The 21147-nt window shown below is 42.7% G+C and carries 21 protein-coding genes; 20 read left to right on the plus strand and 1 reads right to left on the minus strand.

The features are described 5' to 3' along the window. The first annotated feature begins 13 nt into the window (after positions 1–13). From AC0L13_RS03350 to AC0L13_RS03405, 12 genes are all read left to right on the plus strand, one after another. Positions 14–1183 carry an acyl-CoA dehydrogenase family protein gene (locus tag AC0L13_RS03350; RefSeq protein ID WP_473643950.1) on the plus strand — a complete coding sequence of 390 codons (1170 nt, stop codon included), beginning with the start codon at positions 14–16 and terminating at the stop codon, positions 1181–1183. Between the two features lie 66 nt (positions 1184–1249). Continuing rightward, positions 1250–2611: an MmgE/PrpD family protein gene (locus AC0L13_RS03355; protein ID WP_473643952.1), complete on the plus strand. Its 1362-nt coding sequence runs from the start codon at positions 1250–1252 to the stop codon at positions 2609–2611. Between the two features lie 14 nt (positions 2612–2625). Beyond that, positions 2626–3129, plus strand: a complete 504-nt coding sequence (locus AC0L13_RS03360; protein WP_473643955.1) for a PaaI family thioesterase — start codon at positions 2626–2628, stop codon at positions 3127–3129. Positions 3130–3155: 26 nt separating this feature from the next. Next, positions 3156–4001 (plus strand): fumarate hydratase, encoded by an 846-nt coding sequence (locus AC0L13_RS03365; RefSeq protein WP_473643957.1) that lies wholly within the window; start codon positions 3156–3158, stop codon positions 3999–4001. An 11-nt stretch (positions 4002–4012) separates the two neighbouring features. Further along, positions 4013–4567, plus strand: a complete 555-nt coding sequence (locus AC0L13_RS03370) for a Fe-S-containing hydro-lyase (protein WP_473643959.1) — start codon at positions 4013–4015, stop codon at positions 4565–4567. 25 nt (positions 4568–4592) lie between these two features. After that, positions 4593–5510: an NAD(P)-dependent oxidoreductase gene (locus AC0L13_RS03375; protein ID WP_473643961.1), complete on the plus strand. Its 918-nt coding sequence runs from the start codon at positions 4593–4595 to the stop codon at positions 5508–5510. A 33-nt stretch (positions 5511–5543) separates the two neighbouring features. Then, positions 5544–6707, plus strand: a complete 1164-nt coding sequence (locus AC0L13_RS03380; protein WP_473643963.1) for a mandelate racemase/muconate lactonizing enzyme family protein — start codon at positions 5544–5546, stop codon at positions 6705–6707. A 99-nt stretch (positions 6708–6806) separates the two neighbouring features. After that, a complete protein-coding gene (locus AC0L13_RS03385) occupies positions 6807–7478 on the plus strand; it encodes a GntR family transcriptional regulator (protein ID WP_473643965.1) in 672 nt (223 codons plus the stop codon). A 33-nt stretch (positions 7479–7511) separates the two neighbouring features. Beyond that, positions 7512–8204 carry a class I SAM-dependent methyltransferase gene (locus AC0L13_RS03390; RefSeq protein ID WP_473643967.1) on the plus strand — a complete coding sequence of 231 codons (693 nt, stop codon included), beginning with the start codon at positions 7512–7514 and terminating at the stop codon, positions 8202–8204. A 101-nt stretch (positions 8205–8305) separates the two neighbouring features. Continuing rightward, entirely contained in the window at positions 8306–9721 is a 1416-nt protein-coding gene (locus tag AC0L13_RS03395; protein WP_473643969.1) for an SLC13 family permease, read from the plus strand. Between the two features lie 82 nt (positions 9722–9803). Then, positions 9804–10880 carry a tartrate dehydrogenase gene (locus AC0L13_RS03400; RefSeq protein WP_473643971.1) on the plus strand — a complete coding sequence of 359 codons (1077 nt, stop codon included), beginning with the start codon at positions 9804–9806 and terminating at the stop codon, positions 10878–10880. A gap of 45 nt (positions 10881–10925) precedes the next feature. Next, a complete protein-coding gene (locus AC0L13_RS03405; RefSeq protein ID WP_473643974.1) occupies positions 10926–11906 on the plus strand; it encodes a 2-hydroxyacid dehydrogenase in 981 nt (326 codons plus the stop codon). A 101-nt stretch (positions 11907–12007) separates the two neighbouring features. Here the strand turns inward: AC0L13_RS03405 and AC0L13_RS03410 are convergent, their stop codons facing one another. Then, on the minus strand, positions 12008–12379 hold the full coding sequence (locus AC0L13_RS03410) for a winged helix-turn-helix transcriptional regulator (protein ID WP_473643976.1): 372 nt from the start codon (positions 12377–12379) through the stop codon (positions 12008–12010). A 172-nt stretch (positions 12380–12551) separates the two neighbouring features. Here AC0L13_RS03410 and AC0L13_RS03415 point away from each other — a divergent pair, with 172 nt between their 5' ends. The 8 genes from AC0L13_RS03415 (at position 12552) to AC0L13_RS03450 (ending at position 21131) form a co-directional block, all read left to right on the plus strand. Beyond that, on the plus strand, positions 12552–13394 hold the full coding sequence (locus AC0L13_RS03415) for an aldo/keto reductase (protein WP_473643978.1): 843 nt from the start codon (positions 12552–12554) through the stop codon (positions 13392–13394). 40 nt (positions 13395–13434) lie between these two features. Further along, positions 13435–14229, plus strand: coding sequence for an SDR family NAD(P)-dependent oxidoreductase (locus AC0L13_RS03420; RefSeq protein ID WP_473643980.1), 795 nt, complete (start codon positions 13435–13437; stop codon positions 14227–14229). A gap of 378 nt (positions 14230–14607) precedes the next feature. Beyond that, the gene (locus AC0L13_RS03425) at positions 14608–15633 is read left to right on the plus strand and encodes a LacI family DNA-binding transcriptional regulator (RefSeq protein WP_473643982.1); all 1026 of its coding nucleotides are present in this window, start codon (positions 14608–14610) and stop codon (positions 15631–15633) included. Between the two features lie 111 nt (positions 15634–15744). Continuing rightward, positions 15745–16896 (plus strand): Gfo/Idh/MocA family protein, encoded by a 1152-nt coding sequence (locus AC0L13_RS03430; protein ID WP_473643985.1) that lies wholly within the window; start codon positions 15745–15747, stop codon positions 16894–16896. A 27-nt stretch (positions 16897–16923) separates the two neighbouring features. After that, positions 16924–17904, plus strand: a complete 981-nt coding sequence (locus AC0L13_RS03435) for an ABC transporter permease (RefSeq protein ID WP_473643987.1) — start codon at positions 16924–16926, stop codon at positions 17902–17904. A gap of 12 nt (positions 17905–17916) precedes the next feature. Continuing rightward, positions 17917–18795, plus strand: a complete 879-nt coding sequence (locus AC0L13_RS03440) for a carbohydrate ABC transporter permease (RefSeq protein WP_473643989.1) — start codon at positions 17917–17919, stop codon at positions 18793–18795. Between the two features lie 15 nt (positions 18796–18810). Further along, positions 18811–20424, plus strand: coding sequence for an extracellular solute-binding protein (locus AC0L13_RS03445; RefSeq protein ID WP_473643991.1), 1614 nt, complete (start codon positions 18811–18813; stop codon positions 20422–20424). Positions 20425–20486: 62 nt separating this feature from the next. Then, positions 20487–21131 (plus strand): YesL family protein, encoded by a 645-nt coding sequence (locus tag AC0L13_RS03450; RefSeq protein ID WP_473643993.1) that lies wholly within the window; start codon positions 20487–20489, stop codon positions 21129–21131. Positions 21132–21147: the final 16 nt, after the last annotated feature.

A 21147-nucleotide genomic window follows, 5' to 3' on the forward strand; every position in this document is an offset into this window, starting at 1 on the left:
GAGAGTGTGTCGCATGGTTATATATACGAAAAGCTCAGAAGATGAAATTGAATTAATTCGAAAAAGCATACGTGCGTTATGCAGCAAGTTCACGGAGGATTACTGGGCAAAGCTGGATAAAAACAAAGAATACCCCGAGGAATTCATTAAAGCGTTGACGGATGAAGGATGGCTCTCCGTGTTGATTCCCGAAGAATATGGCGGAGCGGGACTCGGCATGCTGGAAGCGAGCGTGATTTTGGAGGAGATTAACCGATCAGGTGGAAATGCAGGGGCGGGCCATGCGCAAATGTACACGATGGGTGCGCTGCTTAATCACGGAAGCGAAGAGCAAAAGAAGCGGTTCCTGCCTAAGATTGCCACTGGTGAATTACGTTTGCAGGCATTTGGAATTACGGAGCCTACGGCAGGCAGTGATACAACAAGCATTTCGACGACGGCAGTCCGCAAAGGCGATAAGTATATTGTGAACGGACAGAAAATCTGGATCTCCCGGTCGATGCATTCGGACTTGATGTTACTGTTGGCGAGGACAACGCCAAAAGAGGAAGTGGCGAAAAAGACGGATGGACTGAGCTTGTTCCTCTTAGATATGAACGATCAGAAGGATAAAATTACGATTCGTGAAATCGATACGATGATCAACCATGCGACGACCGAAGTTTTCTTGGAAAACGTTGAAATCCCTGTTGAGAATCTGATCGGTGAAGAAGGCAAGGGCTTTCGATATGTATTAAGCGGCATGAATGCCGAGCGCATATTGATTGCGTCGGAAAGCATTGGGGATGGCTATTACTTTGTGGATAAAGCCGTTCAATATTCCAACGAACGTGTTGTTTTTGATCGCCCTATCGGCCAGAACCAAGGGGTGCAGTTCCCAATCGCGAAAGCATACATGGATATTGAAGCTGCGAAGTTGATGAGGGATAAGGCCGCTGCGATGTTTGATGCGGGTGAAAAAGGCGGAGCTGAAGCGAATATGTCTAAATATTTGGCATCCGAAGCCGCTTGGAAAGCCGCCAATGCTGCAATGGACGCTTATGGTGGATATGGTTTTGCAACAGAGTACCATATTGAAAGGAAATTTAGGGAAGCGCGCTTATTCATGATAGCACCAATTTCTAATAACTTGGTTGTCAGTTTTGTAGGTCAACATGTTTTGGGAATGCCGAGATCGTTTTAAAAGTGAATGCTTAGAAAACGAGAACTCTTCGGGGATAAACAAGAACTTTCAGGGGAGGAATGGCAATTGAATTTGAGTGGAGAGCTGGCAAAGTACTATTCGCAACTGACATACGAAGATTTGCCGGAAGAAGTCATTTCATTTACAAAGCTTTGTATACTGGATTACTTCGGTTCCGCGCTTGCAGGGGTATCAAAAGCTCCAATCCAAATGATCAGCGAAGCAGTTGGGGAGTTTGGAGGCAATCCTCAAGCTACTCTTTTAACAGGCGGTAAATCATCTGTTTTGAACGTTGCCCTCGTGAACGGTGCTTCCAGTCATATCGTTGAATTGGATGATATACACAAGTCCTCCATCATCCATGCTGCAACAGTCGTCATACCGGCAGCGTTAGCAGTGGCGGAGTGGAAAAAGCTGAGTGGCAAAGATCTTATTTTGGCTGTCGCTTTAGGTTACGAAGTTTGCTTTAGAATCGGTGAAGCAGTTTCGCCTTCACATTATCATTATTGGCATAATACAGCGACGTGCGGGACATTCGGCTCTGCCGTTGCTGTAGCAAAATTACTTAATTTGAATGAAGAAGCGTTCATCAATGCTCTAGGAAACGCAGGATCCCAGGCGGCTGGACTATGGGAGTTCATTGAAGATGGAGCTATGACGAAGCAGCTTCATACCGGGAAGGCCGCAATGAATGGATTATTAGCGAGTTTATTAGCAGAAAAAGGGTTTACAGGCGCCAAGAAGATACTAGAGGGTGACAGAGGCTTCTTCAACGCTATGAGCGAAGTTCATGATAGGAGCAAAATCACTAGGAATCTTGGAAATGAATATAAAATTTTGGAGAACTCATTCAAAGTGCACGCCTCATGCCGACATACGCATGCAGTCATCGATCTGGCAATAGAAATTTCAAATGAGAACAATTTTGATCTTGAAGATATCGATCATATCGACATCGGGGCGTACAAAGCGACCTTAGAAATAACGGATAACAATGATCCAAAAACTGAGTATGCTTCCAAGTTCAGCGTTCAATATTGCACTGCTTTAGCATTGGTCAAGAAAAGCGCGGGATTGGATGACTTTGGCGGTGAAAATCTCTGGGATGGGACCATCCGTGAAGTGATGGATAAAGTGAAGGTAGCATTGGATCCAGATATAAATGCCAATTATCCGAAAGAATGGGGAGCTAAAGTGACAGTTGTTCTTAAGAGCGGGGAAACCTTTAGTAAACAGACTGATTTCCCTAAAGGTGACCCGGAAAATCCAGTGACGTCAGAGGATTTACGTACTAAGTTCGTCAAGCTTGCAACAAGTTTGCCGGAAGAGAATCGTCAACTTTTTGCTGACCGCGTGCTAGCGATTGAATCAATGGATAATATCGCTGATCTCATGGCCGAGCTGAACACGAATGTCCAATATATATAGAAAGAGAGTTTTACATGACAACTCCTGATCATAACGACAAAGAGCTACTAGAAACAATCGCAAGCAAACTGGATGGATTGTCAATCAAGCAATTAGAGGAAGTGAACTACTTACTATCCACCTATAAAGAATTGACCGAGCAATCGGAAGAAAATAAATTGCCTATGCATTTATACGGAAGGCTGACAGGTCTTAAGCAGTTGGAAGAGGATAAAATTGAAATGCGTTTGGGGCCACATAATGTCAACACGTATGGCGTGGCGCAGGGTGGCTCCCTATATACGTTAGCTGATGTGGCGATTGGTTTTATGATTTTGAGAAGACTTTCAGAAGATCAAAAAGTATTCACCTTAGAAATGAAGATGAATTTTATCAAAAAAGGGGCAGGAGCTCAGTTGATAGCACTCCCAACGATAATAAGGTGGGGGAAAACGACAATTGTCGCTGAATGTACAATTGAGGATTCAGAAGGTGATATCGTTGCAAAAGCTTTAGGTACGTTTTACGTCGTCAGTTGACGAAAGGCGGACAGAGGGGGATACCGATGAAGGAAATAACGTATGAAGATATCGTCCATCATGTCAAATTGATGTGTCAAAAGGCGAATTATGATTTAGGCGAAGATGTGTACTCGGCATTCAAAAGAGCATTACAGACAGAGAAATCCGATACAGGCAAAGAAATTCTCTCCCAATTGGTTGAAAACGCCGACATCGCAAAACGCGACCAAGTTCCAATGTGCCAGGATACAGGAACGGCAGTATTCATCGTCGAGCTGGGCCAAGATTGTAGAATAGCAGGCGGAAGTCTAGTAGAGGCGATTAATGAAGGGGTTGCAAAAGGTTATAGCGAGGGATATCTACGAAATTCTATGATCTATGATCCTTTACAGCGCAAAAATACAGGTAATAACACCCCAGCAGTCATCCACATTGAACTAGTGGAAGGGAGCCAGTTGACTCTTCATATGACCGCAAAAGGCGGCGGTGCAGAAAATATGAGCAGCTTGAAAATGCTGAAACCATCGGATGGCATACAAGGGATTAAAGATTATGTGCTGGACGTTGTGAAAGTAGCCGGTCCGAATGCATGCCCGCCTTTAGTTGTCGGAATTGGTATTGGCGGAAATTTTGAAAGATGCGCTTATTTAGCTAAAAAGTCGTTATTCAGACCGATTGGTGTCCGCCATCCTAGTAAAGAAATTGCTGATTTGGAAGAAGAACTCATTCAACAAATCAATCGTTTAGGAATCGGTCCTCAAGGAATGGGCGGAAGTACGACGGCGCTGGATGTGAAAATAGAATCGGAGGCATGTCATATCGCAGCGCTTCCGGTAGCAGTGAACTTAAATTGCCATGCTAGTAGGCATGAAACGGTTCAATTCGGTTAGGAGGCGTCAGTATGCCGATAAAAATAAAGCTTCCATTGACGGAAGAGAGTGTAAAGACATTAAAGGCCGGCGACCGCGTATTGTTATCCGGCACGGTATATACCGCGAGAGATGCGGCGCATAAACGGATGGTAGAGTGCATTGGGGAAGGAAAGCCATTGCCCATAGATTTGACTGGTCAAGTCATCTATTATGTTGGCCCGACTCCAGCCAAGCCCGGAGAAGTGATCGGTTCCGCAGGTCCGACAACGAGTGAACGCATGGACTTGTATACACCGGATTTATTGGAAAAAGGTCTAAAAGGAATGATTGGAAAAGGGCATCGAAGTGAAGCGGTCAAGCAAGCGATGATAGATCATAGGGCAGTCTATTTCGGTGCTGTTGGAGGGGCGGCAGCTCTCATTTCCCGTTCCATCAAGTCTTCTGAAATGATAGCTTATGAAGATCTAGGAACTGAAGCAATCCGAAAATTGGAGATCGAAAACTTTCCTGTTGTCGTTATTAACGATATGTACGGTGGAGATGTCTACAGGGATAGCGTATTACAATTTAGGCAAGACGGCTAGCGATTCCAAGCAAGGGGTGATGTAGATGAGAGTAGGAATTATTGGGCTAGGAAATATGGGGAGCAGAATAACGCAAAGACTTCTCGAAGTCGGAGTTTCTGTCGGTGTATACGACATCAATCAAGACGCGGTGGACGAAATGGTTGCAGCAGGTGCTGTTGCTGAGCGTACGCCGGCACAGTTGGCGAGCAACTATCCTTATGTCATTACCCTTTTACCGAATGCAAAGATCGTTAAGGAGATTGTCCTTGGTGCAGAAGGTGTAGTAAATGGGATGGGACCGAAAAGTCTGTTGATTGAGATGACGACTTCTGATCCCGCTTCAACAAAGGAATTGAATGCAATCCTAAAGAGCAAAGGCTTCCGGATGATTGATGCTCCTGTCAGCGGAGGTGTAGCCAAAGCGAGGAAAGGCACTCTGTCCGTAATGGCAGGCGGTGAAGAAAAAGATTTTAAAGAAGTTGAATCGCTTTTATGTAAGATTGGCGAAAATGCCATTCATGTAGGAGCGATCGGTGCGGGACATACAATTAAAGCGTTGAACAATATGGTATCTGCAACCACTCTTGCTGTTACAGGAGAAGCAATCGCGCTTGGCGTAAAGTTAGGCTTAGATCCTGATAAAATGCTCTCTGTCATTAATACGAGTACGGGAAGAAGTGTTTCAAGCGAGTTGAAGTTTCCTAGTCAAATAGTCAATCGGAAATTTGATTCGGGCTTCACTCTTGACCTAATGGTAAAAGATTTATCGATTGCCAATCTCATAGCAGAAACCGAAAACATCTCATTGGATGTTGCTAATACGAATCTTCAACTATGGAAACATGCTTTGGAACAGTTGGAAAAAGGTGCGGATCATACAATGATCGTTAAGCATATCGAAGAAAAATACGAAGTTGAAATCAAAAGCGTTCATGATTCGATGAACGTTATTTCTTCATGAGGTCGCTCCAATAACAAGTAGGGGGTTGAGGATATGAAAATCACTAAAATTGACGTGAAGACAGTTCCGATAAGCAGTCCTATCCGTAATGCTTATATTGATTTTAGTAAAATGACTGCATCGGCTTTAGCGATTACGACAGACGTTATTAAAGATGGGAAGCCGGTAGTCGGATACGGTTTTAATTCCAATGGGCGCTATGCACCGACTTCGCTGTTGAACGAACGCTTTATACCAAGATTGCTTGAAGCAGATCCTAAAGACATTGTAAATGATGAAGGGACTAATTTTGATCCGCATAAAATTCATGCCATTCTCATGGCGAATGAAAAACCGGGTGGACATGGTGAACGGACAGTCGCGGTTGGAGTCCTTGATATGGCTATTTGGGATGCTGTTGCAAAAATAGAAGGAAAACCGTTGTATCGATTGCTGGCGGAAGAGTATGGGAATGGTGAAGTGGATGAAAAAGTGTATGTGTATGCTGCAGGCGGTTATTATTATCCGGATAAAGGCTTAAAAGAGCTTCAAGATGAAATGAAGGGTTATTTGGATTTAGGATACAGGGACGTTAAAATGAAAGTCGGCGGAGCTTCCTTGAACGAGGATTTGCAGCGTATAGAGGCAGTTCTGGATATTTTGCCAAATGGAAGCGGCTTAATGGTAGATGCCAATGGGCGATTTGATTTAGACTACGCTATTGAGTTTGGCGATAAGATCAAAGACTATGAACTGATTTGGTATGAGGAAGCGGGAGATCCGCTTGATTACTATTTACAGGCTGAATTATCGAAGCGTTATCCGCATCCAATCGCAACGGGCGAAAATCTTTTCTCGCTACAAGATGCTACAAACTTAATCCGTTATGGGGGAATGAATCCTGAAAAAGACTTCCTTCAATTTGATTGTGCCCTTAGCTACGGATTGGTAGAGTATTTACGGATTCTTGATATGCTGAAGGAATTCGGATGGTCATCTAGACGATGCATACCTCACGGGGGACATCAAATGTCATTGAATATAGCGGCTGGACTTGCATTGCATGGCAACGAGTCCTATCCGGGGGTATTTGAACCATTTGGAGGATTCGCGGATCATTATGCAGTTGAAGGTGGGTATGTAAAGTTGCCTGAAACTCCTGGGATTGGCTTTGAAGCGAAGTCGGATTTGTATGAATTACTTTTGACTATTGGATAACAGCATATAAAATGGAAGTGAGCGTCTTTCGTATTACATAAGTAGTGTGTAAATGGAAGGCGCCTTTTATCTAGAAGTAAAATAGAAGCGAGGAAGAACATGAATAACTACAAACTGCCTGATTATGATCGAATGACGCTGCAATTCAAAGTAACAACTAGATTACGTGAACTCATTTTAAAAGGTGAATTTAAGATGGGGGAACGACTAATGCAAGAGGAATGGGCCAAAAAATTAGGTGTAAGCAGGATGCCTCTCAGGGAAGCGTTGCGCCAATTGGAAACGGAGGGCCTTGTTCATATTGAGCCAAGGAGAGGAGCAATCGTAACACCCATTTCGATAGAGGATATTGAGGAAATTTATCGGTTGCGGGCATTATTGGAAGGGGAAGCTGTAGCACAATCTTATAAATTTTTAACAGACGAAGACTTTGAAGAGTTAGAAGAATTATATATGAAAATGTCTAGCTTACATGGAAACGACGATGACATTGAAGAATATATGGTTCTCAATGAAAAATTCCATACAGTTTTAATGGGAGGCTGTTCTTGGAGAAGGATTAAAGGATTTATTGATACGCTTTGGAAAGGCATTCCGTCATATACGCCAAGTCTGCTTGCAAATACGATAGATGAAGGCCGTAAAGAACATTTTCAAATGTTGGAATATGCAAGGCAAGGAAATGGCGAGAAACTTAGAAAAGTTACTGAAAAACATATATTGAGAACGAGAGATAACTTAATTAATATGATGAAAAACAACCAAAATTAAAGAGTCATCCGACATTAGATGGGGGTTGTTACAGTGCCTGAAAAGATGGAGTTTAATTCAAAGATTGCGATTGAATATGACAGAGGGGTACGACGGACGCTTCCGACGTACGATCCAATGATGCGACTTTCCCAGACATTTTTGCGTGCGAATCTTAAAAAAGACGCTTCTCTCCTTATTGTTGGAGGCGGTGGGGGGAATGAACTGAAAGCGTTTGGAACGACAAATCCAGGTTGGACATTCACGGCTGTTGATCCGGCAAAATCGATGCTTGAATTGGCGAAATTCAAGTCCCAGGAACTAGGAATCGATGATCGTGTGGAATTTATCAACGGAACGGTTTTGGATGTGCCGGAGGAATATTCTTTCGATGCCGCAACATGTATTTTAGTTCTTCATTTCATTGCAGACGTAGATGAAAAACTAGCGTTGTTGAAAAAGGTAATATCACATTTGAAGCCTGGCGCTCCATTCGTGCTAGTAAGCAAATGCGGTGATCCCGATGACCCTGAGTTTCAAATGCTCGTTTCTCTTTGGAAAGATTACTGGCTGGATACGACAAGCATGCCGGAAGAGAAAGTCGAAGAGCTCATGAAAGGTACGTTAACCGAATCATCTATCCCCGAGCGAGAAATTCGTAGATTGCTTGACGAAGCTGGTTTCCACAAAATAGCAAACTTTTTTAGGACGAATCATTTTGCGGGCTGGGTCTGTTTCGCTAAATAAAGGAGTCTTGAGTCATAAAAAACACAACCAGAGAATACATACTCTTTTTCATTTATGACAAAAGTCGAGGTGTTGAACAGGAAAGGTTGTGGGCTTTATAAATGCGTAAGATGCAGGAAGCAACTCCGATGTTGTATATCGCTTTAGCGATTTTATGTTTCCTGGGCATGTTCTTCTTATTGCCTGATACATTTTCTACTACGGGAAAACTGATGACGAGCATTATCATCTTTGGCATTATTTTATGGTCATTAGAACCAATACCTATTGGTCTTACTGCGTTGATTTTGCTGTTATTAATGCTGATCTTTAATGTAGCCGATTCGTCGGTCATCTTTAGCGGTTTTGCATCCCCTGCCACATTTCTAATCGTAGCCGGGATGATGTTAGCGGCAGCTGTAAATGAAACGACTCTTATTAAGAGAATGACATATGAAATATTAAAAAGATGGGGCAGCAGTTCAAAAGGATTGGTAGGGAGCATTATTATTGTCCAACAGATCCAAGCTTTTTTCATTCCGTCGACAGCGGTCCGTTCAGCATTAATGTTACCGGTTTCGTCGATGATCATCGACACGATTGACGCTAAACCTGGCAGCAATCTGCGGAAGATGATCATGTTAGGCGTTGCTTTTGGCGGTGTTATTAGCGGCACCGCAGTTATGACCGCGGCAATTGGGAACATTTTAACTGTAGAGCTTCTAAATCGTTTTGCCGGCATTAAGATTACGTATTTCCAATGGTTTTACTATACATTTCCTCTATGGCTCATTCTGATTCCAGCCATATGGTTCTTGTTACTGAAAATATGTCCGTTACCCAAGGAACAACAATACTACCCTTTAATTCGAAAAGAGATGGAAGCAAGATTGAAGGAAATAGGTCCGGTGAATAAACGAGAAATCCGCTGTTTGCTTATATTGTTTTTCATTGTCGGGCTATGGCTGACAGAGCCATTACATGGAATGCATCCGAGCATCCCAGCTCTAATAGGAGTTGTTCTGATGACGCTGCCCAAAATTGGTGTTGCTGCATGGGAACCAATCGTGAAAATTGATTATAATACGGTACTGCTGTTAAGTGTTACGCTGTCGATAGGCTATACATTTGTCGATTCTGGCGCAACGCATACAATCAGTGATTATTTAAGTGTGGACTGGTTTGTGGCACTTTTGCAAAATCCTTTCATAACGATAATTGTTGTTATTCTTACGGCACAGTTATTCCATAAATTAATATCGAATGTTTCAACTGCAGTCGTCACGTTGGTTCCAGTTATGATAAGTGTGGCGACAAATGCAGGGCTAGATCCGTTAGTTGTTGGGTTTACGACTGGGCTCACATGTCTCTTTGGATTCATTTTAATTGTAGAGTCAATGCCGAATGTTTTGGCTCATAGCACAGGAATGATATCGCAAAATGACTTCTTGAAGCCTGGTCTATATGCGACAATCATAACGATTATAGCTACAGTTTTTATTGCCTCCACATGGTGGAGATGGATTGGGTTGTTTTGAATCTATTATTCTATCTTTAGCTAATTAATTGTCGGAATAGTTGATAATGATAATCGATTTATATAAAAAGGGAGGAATAGTGATGAAGAAATACAAAATCGCTTCGATACCAGGAGATGGAATTGGCCGAGAGGTCGTACCAGCGGCAATTGACGTGCTTCATACAATTGCGGATGTGCATGGCGGATTGAAATTCGAATTTGAAGAGTTTCCTTATAGCTGCAACTTTTATTTAGAGCATGGAAAGATGATGGATGACGATGGCCTTGAAAAATTAAAAAACTTCGATTCCATCTTTTTAGGTGCAGTGGGTGATGCCACACTTGTTTCTGATCATATTTCTCTTTGGGGACTTCTACTAAAAATTCGGCGTGAATTCGAGCAAGTCATTAATCTCCGCCCTGCAAAACTAGTCAGAGGCGTCCGTTCTCCTTTAGTCAATCCGAAAGATTTCGATATTGTGGTTGTCCGTGAAAATAGCGAAGGGGAATATAGCTCGGTAGGCGGGAGAATCTATCAAGGCGAGGACGAAATTGCAATCCAAAATGCCATATTCTCAAGAAAAGGTACTGAGAGGGCAATGCGATTTGCATTTGAACTGGCGACCAAGCGGAAAAAGCATGTAACTAGTGCGACAAAATCTAATGGGATCTTCCATTCCATGCCATTTTGGGATGAGATATTCAAGGAAGTTTCGATAGATTATCCAGATATCCGAACGGATTCGCAGCATATTGATGCACTGTCTGCGTTCTTCATCACTCATCCGGACAAATTCGATATCATCGTTGCCAGCAACCTATTTGGGGATATTTTAACAGACTTGGGCGCTGCCATTATGGGAAGTATCGGCATAGCACCAGCGGCAAATATCAACGTGAACGGAAAGTATCCTTCTATGTTCGAACCTGTGCATGGTTCTGCTCCTGATATCTTTGGAAAAGGAATATCGAATCCGATCGGACAAATTTGGACCGCTAAAATGATGTTGGATCATTTCGGAGAAGAGGAGCTTGGTCAGGAACTATTGAATACGATTGAAGCTGTTACGAACGATGGATTCTTAACACCAGACATTGGAGGCAAGCATACTACAGCTGAGGTTACTGAACAAATCATAGGTAGATTAAAATCTGGTAAAGTGGCGATTGGAAACTAATCGTTTCGTGCGGTGAATGTAAATATGCAATAGGAGTGATTGTAATTGAGCGAAAAAGTGTTGATCTACAGTCCGCTTCCTGAAGAAAGGGTAAAAGAACTGGAAGAACAGTTTACTGTTGTCATCGCCAAACCCGGAAGTCAGGAATTTATTGATGAGCTTCCTACAACAATAGGGTTAATTGGTAGAGGAGTGGAAGTAGATTCCCGACTTCTTGACCAAGCACCATTATTGAAAGTCGTTACAAATATTTCGGTAGGATATGACAATCTGGACGTTGAGGAACTGACAAGACGGGGAATTCTAGCGACAAACACACCAGACGTTCTAACCGAAACAACTGCCGATGCTATTTTCGGTCTGTTAATCGCAACTGCAAGAAGAATTCCTGAACTCGACAAGTATGTGAAAGAAGGGAATTGGAATGCAAGGTTAAGTCCGTCCCTCTTCGGTGTAGATGTACATGGGAAAAAGCTTGGCATCATAGGGATGGGGAAGATAGGACAAGCGATAGCAAGGCGTGCACACTTCGGGTTTCAAATGGACATTCTCTATCACAATCGTTCAAGGAATCTCGAGGCAGAACAACAGTTTAGTGCAACGTACTTGGAAATGGACGACCTGCTGAGGCAAGTGGACTTTGTTTGCCTGATGGCACCACAAACATCGGAAACCATTGGCCTGATGAGCCGCCGTGAGTTTGAACTTATGAAAAATAGCGCGATTTTCATTAACGGATCAAGAGGTGGCTTAGTAAATGAGGATGATCTGACAGCTGCTTTAAAGGAAGGCGAAATCCTTGCTGCAGGATTGGATGTGTATGTACAGGAGCCCATTGCAAAGGCTCATCCATTCCTTGATTTGCCAAACTTAGTGACCCTTCCACATATCGGATCGGCGACCGCTGAAACCCGTGCGAATATGGAGAAGATGGCTTGTCGGGATTTCATAGCCGCGCTGACTGGGCAGAGGCCGGGAGCTTTGATTAATGAAGAGGTTATGGCTGGTAGGGTGTATTGGAATTGAATATAACATAAAGAGTTTTAAGTAAAAGGACCTGTCCACGAATGGAAAGGTCCTTTTCAATTGGTAATTGTGAATCCTGCTTATTTTTTGTTTGAGGCTATTCACTTCAAGTGGTCGTTTAAAACGCTATTCTCTAATACTGAAAACTTATCTCCATAAACCTTCGTAATATGATGTTCTCCCCAAACACAAAGTGAATGTAAAATACCTTCTAAACTTTGTCCGTATTCGCTTAGTTCGTATTCCACTTTTGGAGGAACTTGATTATAAATGATCCGATTAATTACCCCATCTTCCTCTAACTCCCGCAATTGTTGGGTTAACATTTTTTGTGTGATGTTTGGCATGAGGCGTTTTAGTTCACTTGTACGCTTTTTGCCATGTGTCAGATGGCAAAGGATAACGCATTTCCATTTCCCTCCAATTACTTCAAGTGTTGCTTCAACTGAGATATTGTATTTCTTGCTTTGCATAAGTTGTCCTCCTTTTCATAGGAACTAAAAAGTGCCTATATTACTTTTTGGTATCTATATTACTTTGAAGTGCGTACTTTTCTTTAGGGATAATATATATCATAATAACATTTGCAGGAACGTGCATACTATACGTGCTTTTTTAGATGAAAAATTGGAGGTATGAAATAGGATGGTTACAAATTTACAAGCTACAACAACTTTGCATAATGGCGTGAAAATGCCTTGGTTCGGACTCGGCGTTTTTAAAGTCGAGGAAGGGCCTGAATTACTAAACGCAGTAAAAACCGCGATTTCACATGGATACCGAAGTATTGATACAGCAGCGATTTATGCGAATGAAGAAGGTGTCGGCAAAGGAATCCAAGAGGGCTTGATAGAAGCGGGGATTTCAAGGGAAGCCCTTTTTGTTACATCAAAGGTTTGGAACTCAGATTTAGGATACGAGTCAACGCTCGCTGCATATGAAACAAGTTTACAGAAACTTGGCTTGGACTATTTGGATTTATATTTGATTCATTGGCCGGTGGAAGGGAAGTATAAAGAGGCTTGGAGAGCATTAGAAACTCTTTATAAAGAAGGACGAGTCAAAGCGATCGGTGTAAGTAATTTTCAAATTCACCATTTGGAAGACTTACTGAAGGATGCAGAAATTAAACCAATGGTCAACCAAGTGGAGCGCCATCCACGATTAACGCAAAAAGAGCTGCAAGCCTATTGCCAAAACAACGGCATTCAACTTGAAGCATGGTCACCGTTAATGCAAGGTGAGTTGCTTTCCAATGAAGTTCTGCAGGGAATTGCGGACAAGCATAATAAATCGGTCGCCCAAGTTATTTTGCGTTGGGATTTGCAACAAGGGGTTGTCGTCATTCCGAAATCAACAAAAGAGCATCGAATTGTTGAAAATGCGAATGTGTATGATTTTGAATTAACGGATGAGGAAATGAAGATCATTGATGATTTGAATCAAGATTATCGGGTCGGGCCGGATCCGGATAATTTTGATTTCTAATAAGGTATGGTGAAAAAACACGAAGCTGGGAGGGACCTGCATGCAACTGAATTTAAAAGGTAAAATGGCATTAGTTACTGGGTCTACGTCGGGAATTGGGAAAGCAATCGCCGCGTCATTAGTAGCAGAAGGTGCCACTCTTCTAATAAATGGACGTCGTGAAGAAAAAGTCGAGCAAACGATAAAAGAAATCCAAGAAAAGTATCCTGACGCCATCCTCCATCCGGTAGTCGCTGATCTAGCAACAGAGCAAGGATGCCAGCAGGTTATTGAGAAGTACCCTGGAGTGGACATTCTTATTAATAACCTAGGAATTTTCGAGCCTGCTGATTATTTTGATATCCGTGATGAAGATTGGTTTACGTTTTTCGAGACGAACATCATGAGCGGCGTTCGACTGACTCGCCACTATGTAAACCAAATGATTCAAAAAAGAGAAGGTAGAGTTATTTTTATCGCTAGCGAAGCAGCGATCATGCCATCTCAAGAAATGGCTCATTATAGTGCGACTAAAACGATGCAGCTTTCGATTTCCCGCAGTTTAGCTGAGCTGACGAAAGGAACGAATGTGACGGTCAATACAGTAATGCCTGGTTCCACTTTGACAGAAGGGGTGGAAACGATGTTGAACAGCCTGTATCCTCATGAGAACTTAACGATGGAAGAAGCTGAAAAGCGATTCATGAAAGAGAACAGGTCAACTTCCATTATTCAAAGGCTCATCCGCCCAGAGGAAATTGCACATTTTGTTACTTTCTTAAGTAGTCCGCTCTCCTCGGCGATTAATGGTTCTGCGTTACGGATAGATGGGGGATTGGTGCGTAGTGTGTTTTAGTGGATAATAAAAAACGTCGTTGATGTTAAACGATTTGTTCCCATACTTGAAAGCTGAAAAGCGCCAAGCACCCGTTCAACTTTAGTTGATTGGTGTTTGGCGCTTTTTCATGGCAATTTGAATTCGGACAGAAAGTCATATTGGTAGCGATATTTATACGGAGTATAAAAAATATAAAAACTATCTTGACATGAATAAGACTACTCTCTATAATTCTTATTATACTAATGTTCAGAAATCAATCTGACATTTTTTATTTGATTCAACTTGTACCAACAACCTGATGACGTGTTGTTATGGATTGCTACTTCCTGTTGCCCCTATTCAATTTATCTATTACGATGAATTGAAAACGTTTCCAAGAAAAGGGGCATTGATATGGTGAGGTTGAAGGATATTGCCGAGAAGGTTGGAGTGTCTATCAGTACGGTTTCGCGTGTTATTCAAAATGATTCTTCACGCAATGTTAATCCGGAAATTAAAAGAAAAGTATGGATGGCAGTTAAAGAAATGGGTTATACGCCTAATGAGAATGCTAGAAGGCTAGTCTATTCATCTGATGAAAAGAAACGGAAGACGAAAAGGATTGGTTGGTTAGCAAATCCTCGAATAGCGAATGAGAATCCGTATTTTTCAAAAATTTTCATTGGTATTAGTGAGACGTTGAACAAAGCGGGTTATACATTGCTCCTTCTTCAATCGGACGATTTGGAAGAAGAAGATCTGTTCCAACGAATGATTCGAGAAAAAGAAATTGAAGGAATCTTGCTAGTTGATCCTGTACGAAAGGAGACATTGGCTGAACTAAAGAAATGGATCCCTGTCGTTGGAGTCGATTTCAATTATAGTGACCATAGTTTGTCAGTCGTCGACTATGATCGGGAAGAAGCTGCATGGAAGGGAGTTGAGCATCTCGTATCCAAAGGCCATACCCGTATTGGATTCATAGGCGGAGGCGTTGACGGTGACCTACACCTTGAAAAGCGGTTCAAAGGGTACCGGAAAGCGATGCATGCATTCGGGTTGGAGATGAATGAGAAATTCGTTGTTGACACGGAATGGTATTTAGAGCGGAGCTATGAATGGTTAAAAAAGACCATTGAACAATCAGATGGCGATTTGCCGACCGGCTTCCTATGTGCCAGTGATTTGCTTGCTATTGCAGCTATGCGTGCCGTTCAAGAGAAAGGGTTGTCCATTCCGGATGATGTCGCTTTTGTAGGCATTGATAATAATGATTTGGCTCAATACGTTGTGCCTGCTTTAACGACGATCTCAATACCTCAGTTCGAAATGGGTGTCGTTGCTGCGAAGGCCTTATTGAATCTAATAGCAGAGGAATCTGAAAGAATAGATTTAAAAACATTTGTACCGACAGAGTTAATCGTCCGGAAATCTACTTGATTTACCGTCGACTATTCATTTTTGCACTCTGTGATAACGTTTTCCGCAAAACCGGAAAATATCCACAGATTATTTTACAAAATTGTTCAACAGGGAAAGGATGGGGCTATTTTGAAAAAGGTGAGGATTGGGGTAATTGGTGCTGGTTTACGGGGAGGTTTGGCGCAGTATTGGCACAAGCCGGATGGCGAATCTGAAATTGTGGCGCTTGCGGATATTTCTGAAGCGCGGCAGCAGAAGTTTCAGGAAATGATTGGTTCTCCATTGTTTTTGACGAAGGATTATAAGGATCTTTTGAACAAGGACGATATTGATGCGATTGCTGTTCTATCACCTGATTATTTACATGAGGAGCATGTGATTGCCTCATTGCAGGCAGGGAAGCATGTCTATTCCGAAAAGCCGCTAGCGATTACGGTCGAAGGTTGTGACCGGATTTTGGAGGCTTGGCAGGCATCGGGCAAACATTTGATGGTCGGCTTCAATATGCGTTATATGAGTATGTATCAGACGATGAAGGGTCTTATCGATTCAGGAGCAATTGGTGAGTTGAAAGCGGTTTGGGTCCGTCATTTTGTCGGTTTCGGCGGATACTTCTACTATCATGACTGGCACGGCCAATCGAAAAATACGACGTCGCTTCTCTTGCAGAAAGGGTCGCATGATCTCGATGTCATCCATTGGATTTCAGGGAGATACACGACGAAAGTGTCGGCGTTCGGAAGTTTGGATTACTATGGCGGCAACATGCCGAACAATTTGACGTGCCCTGAGTGCAGTTTGAAGAAAACTTGTCCTGAGTATGTTCCGCACACTTTCACGGAGTGTGCATTCCGGGAAGAAATCGATGTGGAAGATAACAACATGCTTATTATGGAGCTTGAAGGTGGAGTGAAAGCATCGTATTTACAATGCCATTTCACGCCGGATTATTCGCGGAATTACACGTTCATCGGAACGGAAGGCCGGATTGAAAACGATGATGTGAATGGGAAGGTTTATTTAAAAACGCGTAAAACGAATACATGGAAAGAATTCAGTGATGTCACGTATGACATGAAAGCTGAGAAAGGGAGCCATGGTGGAGCTGACCCGAAAATTGCGCAAGACTTCGTCGAACTCGTGCTCTATGACAAAGAACCGCTGACGTCGCCTTTCGCAGGCAGGATGAGTGTTGCGGTCGGTTGCGCAGCTACTGAGTCCATTCGTTCAGGAGGCAAGGTGGTAGAGGTTTCACAAACATCTAGCATTGTACATAACTGATGATGTTTGAATGAAAGGGGTGTGTATATGACCAATGTAAGTGAAAACGTCCAGTCGGTGAAAAAGTTGGAAGCGGATGAGCGGAAAAAAGCAAAACGGAAGGCAAGGGCGAAGTGGTGGAAATCGATCTGGCAAAATTGGGAGCTCTACGTCCTTATTTCACCGGTCATCATCTATTTTATCGTGTTCCACTACTTCCCGCTTTACGGGCTGCAAATCGCATTCAAAGATTTCATTGCATCTAAGGGAATCCTCGGGAGCCCGTGGGTAGGATTTAAGCATTTTGAACGGTTCTTCGATAGTTACTATTTTTGGAGATTAATTAAAAATACGGTAGGCATTGGAGTATTCACATTAGCCGTGTCGTTTCCAATTCCTATCATTATCGCGTTGATGTTGAATGAAGTGAAAAGTCTCCGGTACAAAAAATTCGTCCAGACAGTAATTTATGCGCCTCATTTTTTATCGACCGTTGTAGTCGTCGGCATGCTCTTGCTATTCTTGAAAACCGACGGGTTGATTAACCAAGTAATCCGGCTTTTCGGAGGATCTCCAATCGATTTTATCTCGGAGCCGGGATGGTTTAAAAGCTTGTATGTGTTTTCCGATGTATGGCAGACGATGGGATGGAGCTCGATCATTTACATTGCGGCACTAGCAGCGGTCGACCCGGCCCAGCATGAAGCGGCCATGATTGACGGGGCTTCCAGGTTCCAGCGTATTATCCATATTAATATACCCGCAATTATGCCGACCATAGTCATTCTATTCATCTTGAATGCGGGATCGGTTATGGCCGTCGGGTTTGAAAAAGTATATCTGATGCAAAACGAGCTTAATATGTCGGCATCCGACGTCATTTCCACCTTCGTCTATCGAAGCGGGATTTTGGAGGCGCAATACAGCTTCTCGGCAGCGGTCGGGCTTTTCAACTCCATTATCAATTTCATCATGCTCATCATGGTGAATCAGATTGCGAAGAAAGTGAATGAGACAAGCTTATGGTAAGGGGTGGAGTAATTGAGAGAGTCTAAGTCCGATAGAACCTTTATATTTTTTAATTATTTCTTCCTTACAGTAATCGCATTGCTTGTCATCTATCCGTTAATTTTTGTCGTAAGCGCCTCTTTGAGTAATCCGCAATACGTCATTTCGGGTGAGATGTGGCTTTGGCCGAAGGAATTCACGTTGGATGCATATGAGAAAGTCTTTAAAAACAAGGATATCATTACCGGATTTATGAACACGGTGAAATATACGGTTGTAGGCACAGCATTGAACGTCATTATGACGATTTTAGCCGCCTATCCGCTATCCCGAAGAGATTTCAAGGGTAGGGGACTCATTATGGCGTTCATCGTCTTCACGATCTTTTTCAGCGGTGGGTTGATTCCGACTTATTTGTTAATAAAGGATCTTGGGATGCTGAACACGTTTTGGGTCATGATCATTCCGAACGCCGTAGCTGTATGGAATATCATCATTATGAGGACTTTCTTCCAATCGATTCCGCATGAATTGCAAGAATCAGCGATGATCGATGGATGCAGCAACTTCAGGATTTTGTGGAACATCGTGTTGCCGCTGTCCTTTCCTGTCATTGCAGTTATGGTCCTTTTCTATGCTGTCGGCCATTGGAATTCGTATTTCCAAGCTCTTATCTATTTGCAAGACCAAGAGAAATTCCCTTTGCAGCTCATTTTGAGGCAAATTTTGATCCAAGGGCAGACAGACGACATGATCCAGACAACGAGCGAAAGTTTCCTGGCGCAGCAACTTAGTGTGGAAGGCTTGAAATATGCAGTACTCATTGTTGCAAATCTACCGATGCTTATGCTGTATCCATTCTTGCAAAGGTATTTTGTAAAAGGTGTCATGATTGGTTCATTAAAAGGATAATAGGGGGAGTTTGGTTTGAGGAGAAAATATTTTGCGGGTATGGCAGCAAGTCTACTGCTGTCAGCTGGAATTTTAGGAGCTTGTTCCAAAACGGACGGAGCTTCCGAAAAAGGGGACTTGGAGAATGTAAACGAGACGGGCATGCCGATCGTGAAGGAGAAAATCCAAGTGGATGGCTTTGCAGCAAAGTTTTTTGCTTCGCAAGATTGGAATGATCTTATGCTTTGGGACGAATATGAGAAAATGACGAACATCGAAGTCGATTGGACGACTGTCCAAACGGAAGCGTTGGCTGAAAAGAGAAACTTGTCATTGACGAGTGGAGATTATCCAGAAATCTACTTTGCTTCGGCTTTCTCGAAAACGGATTTGTTGAAGTACGGGCAACAAGGAATCTTTTTACCACTGAATGACTATATCGACAAATATGCTCCTAATTTCAAGAAGCTTCTTGATGAAAATCCATCGGTAAAGCAAGGGGTTACGATGGCGGACGGAAATATTTATGGATTCCCGACAATTTATGACCCGCAATTTGAAGCACTTCGAGCAGGGGCGCCTTGGGTCAAAAAAGAGTGGCTCGATAAATTAGGCATGAAGGAACCGGAAACGACGGAAGAGTTCTACCAAATGTTGAAAGCATTCAAGGAGAACGATCTGAATGGCAACGGACAGGCGGATGAGCAAGGATGGGGAAGTGTGTATGGCATTAATCCTATGCTCTCCTATCTTCGTGGAAGCTTCGGATTAAACAAACAAGGCTCTATGAACATAAACCTAGACTTTGAGGAAGGGACTGATACGTTCCGTTTTGTTCCTTCTACTGATGAATATAAGGAAATGCTCATGTATATGCATAAATTATATTCGGAAGGGTTAATTAACCAAGACGTGTTTACAGTCGCTCCGCAAGACTTCACTGCCGAAATCTCGAAAGGGAATTATGGAGTGTTAGACGCGATCGACCCGGCTGAATTGGTGAAGCTTGACGGATATGTCGGATTGCCTGTCCTCGAAGGACCACATGGAGAGCGAGCTTACAATACGGTTTCGAACGGACTCGGAAATTTGGGGATGTTCGTCATAACGGATAAAGCGAAGAATCCGGAAGCGATGGTTCGTTGGATGGACTATTTCTATGGAGAAGAAGGGACGAAAATGTTCTTCATGGGCTTTGAAGGCATAACGTATGAAGAAGATGACCAAGGGAATTTCAAATACCTTGAAACAATTACGAATAACTCCGACGGCTTGAATATGGACCAGGCGATCAGCGAATATTTGACATGGCCGGGCGGATACTACCCAGGAATTGTTAGACAGAAATTTTTCCAAGGTGCCGAGTCGAAGGAAAATTCAATGTTGAATGCCGAGAAGGTCAAGCCTTACCGTATTAAAGACGAAAACATTTTACCTGGGCTGAATTATACAGTTGAAGAAAATGATAAAGTGAGCGCCATCATGACGGATATCCAAACATATGTGAATGAATCGACGGCAGCTTTCATTACAGGAAAGATGGATTTCAACAAATGGGAAGAGTACACGAAAAATCTTGAAAAAATGGGACTACAAGATTATTTGGAAATTGCGCAACAAGCATACGAGCGCATGGACAAAGAAAAGTGATCGGAAGCTTATACGGAGGTTATCCTCCGTATGAGCTTTAGCATTTATGGGAGATGGTTTCAGTGGGACTGACAGGGTGGAGAGGAAAATTATATTGGTTTGCGGAATTGGTAATGATGTTGGCGGTCGTCCAGCTGCTTTGGATTGGATTGACCTTGCTTGGAGCCATCGTTTTTGGAGTCACTCCAGCTACAGTCGGGATGTTTCATGTCATGCGAAAAAGACTGCAAGGCGAGGATGATTTGAAAACATTAGTACGTAGTTTTTGGCAGACGTATAAGAAAGAATTTATTACGTCGAACAAAATAGGCATCGTCTTGATTGTTCTCGGCTACTTTTTAGTGCTGAATTTCCGAATCGTGTCAACAATCGGTGGAATGCATGGATTGGTTATGCTTGCATTACTCAGTATGGTTCTGTTGTTATATGCGGTACTGTTAATGAATATATTTCCTGTTTTCGCCCATTATGAGCTTCCCTTCACCCGATACTTTTCGACCTCCATTTTGCTAAGCATATCGTTTCCGCTTCAAGCGCTTTTGTCGGTTATTGGTCTTTATGGGCTGTATCGTCTCTTTCTATTTATTCCCGGACTTCTGCCTTTTTTCGGAATCAGTTTAACCGTTCTGTTCCTGTCGTGGATGTCCTCTGCAATATTTCGTATAAAAGGGAAGATGGACGGCACATTGCAGGCGGAAGACCAGTAGACTTGGAAAGGATGTC

This window comes from Sporosarcina sp. QA0331, assembly GCF_055808055.1.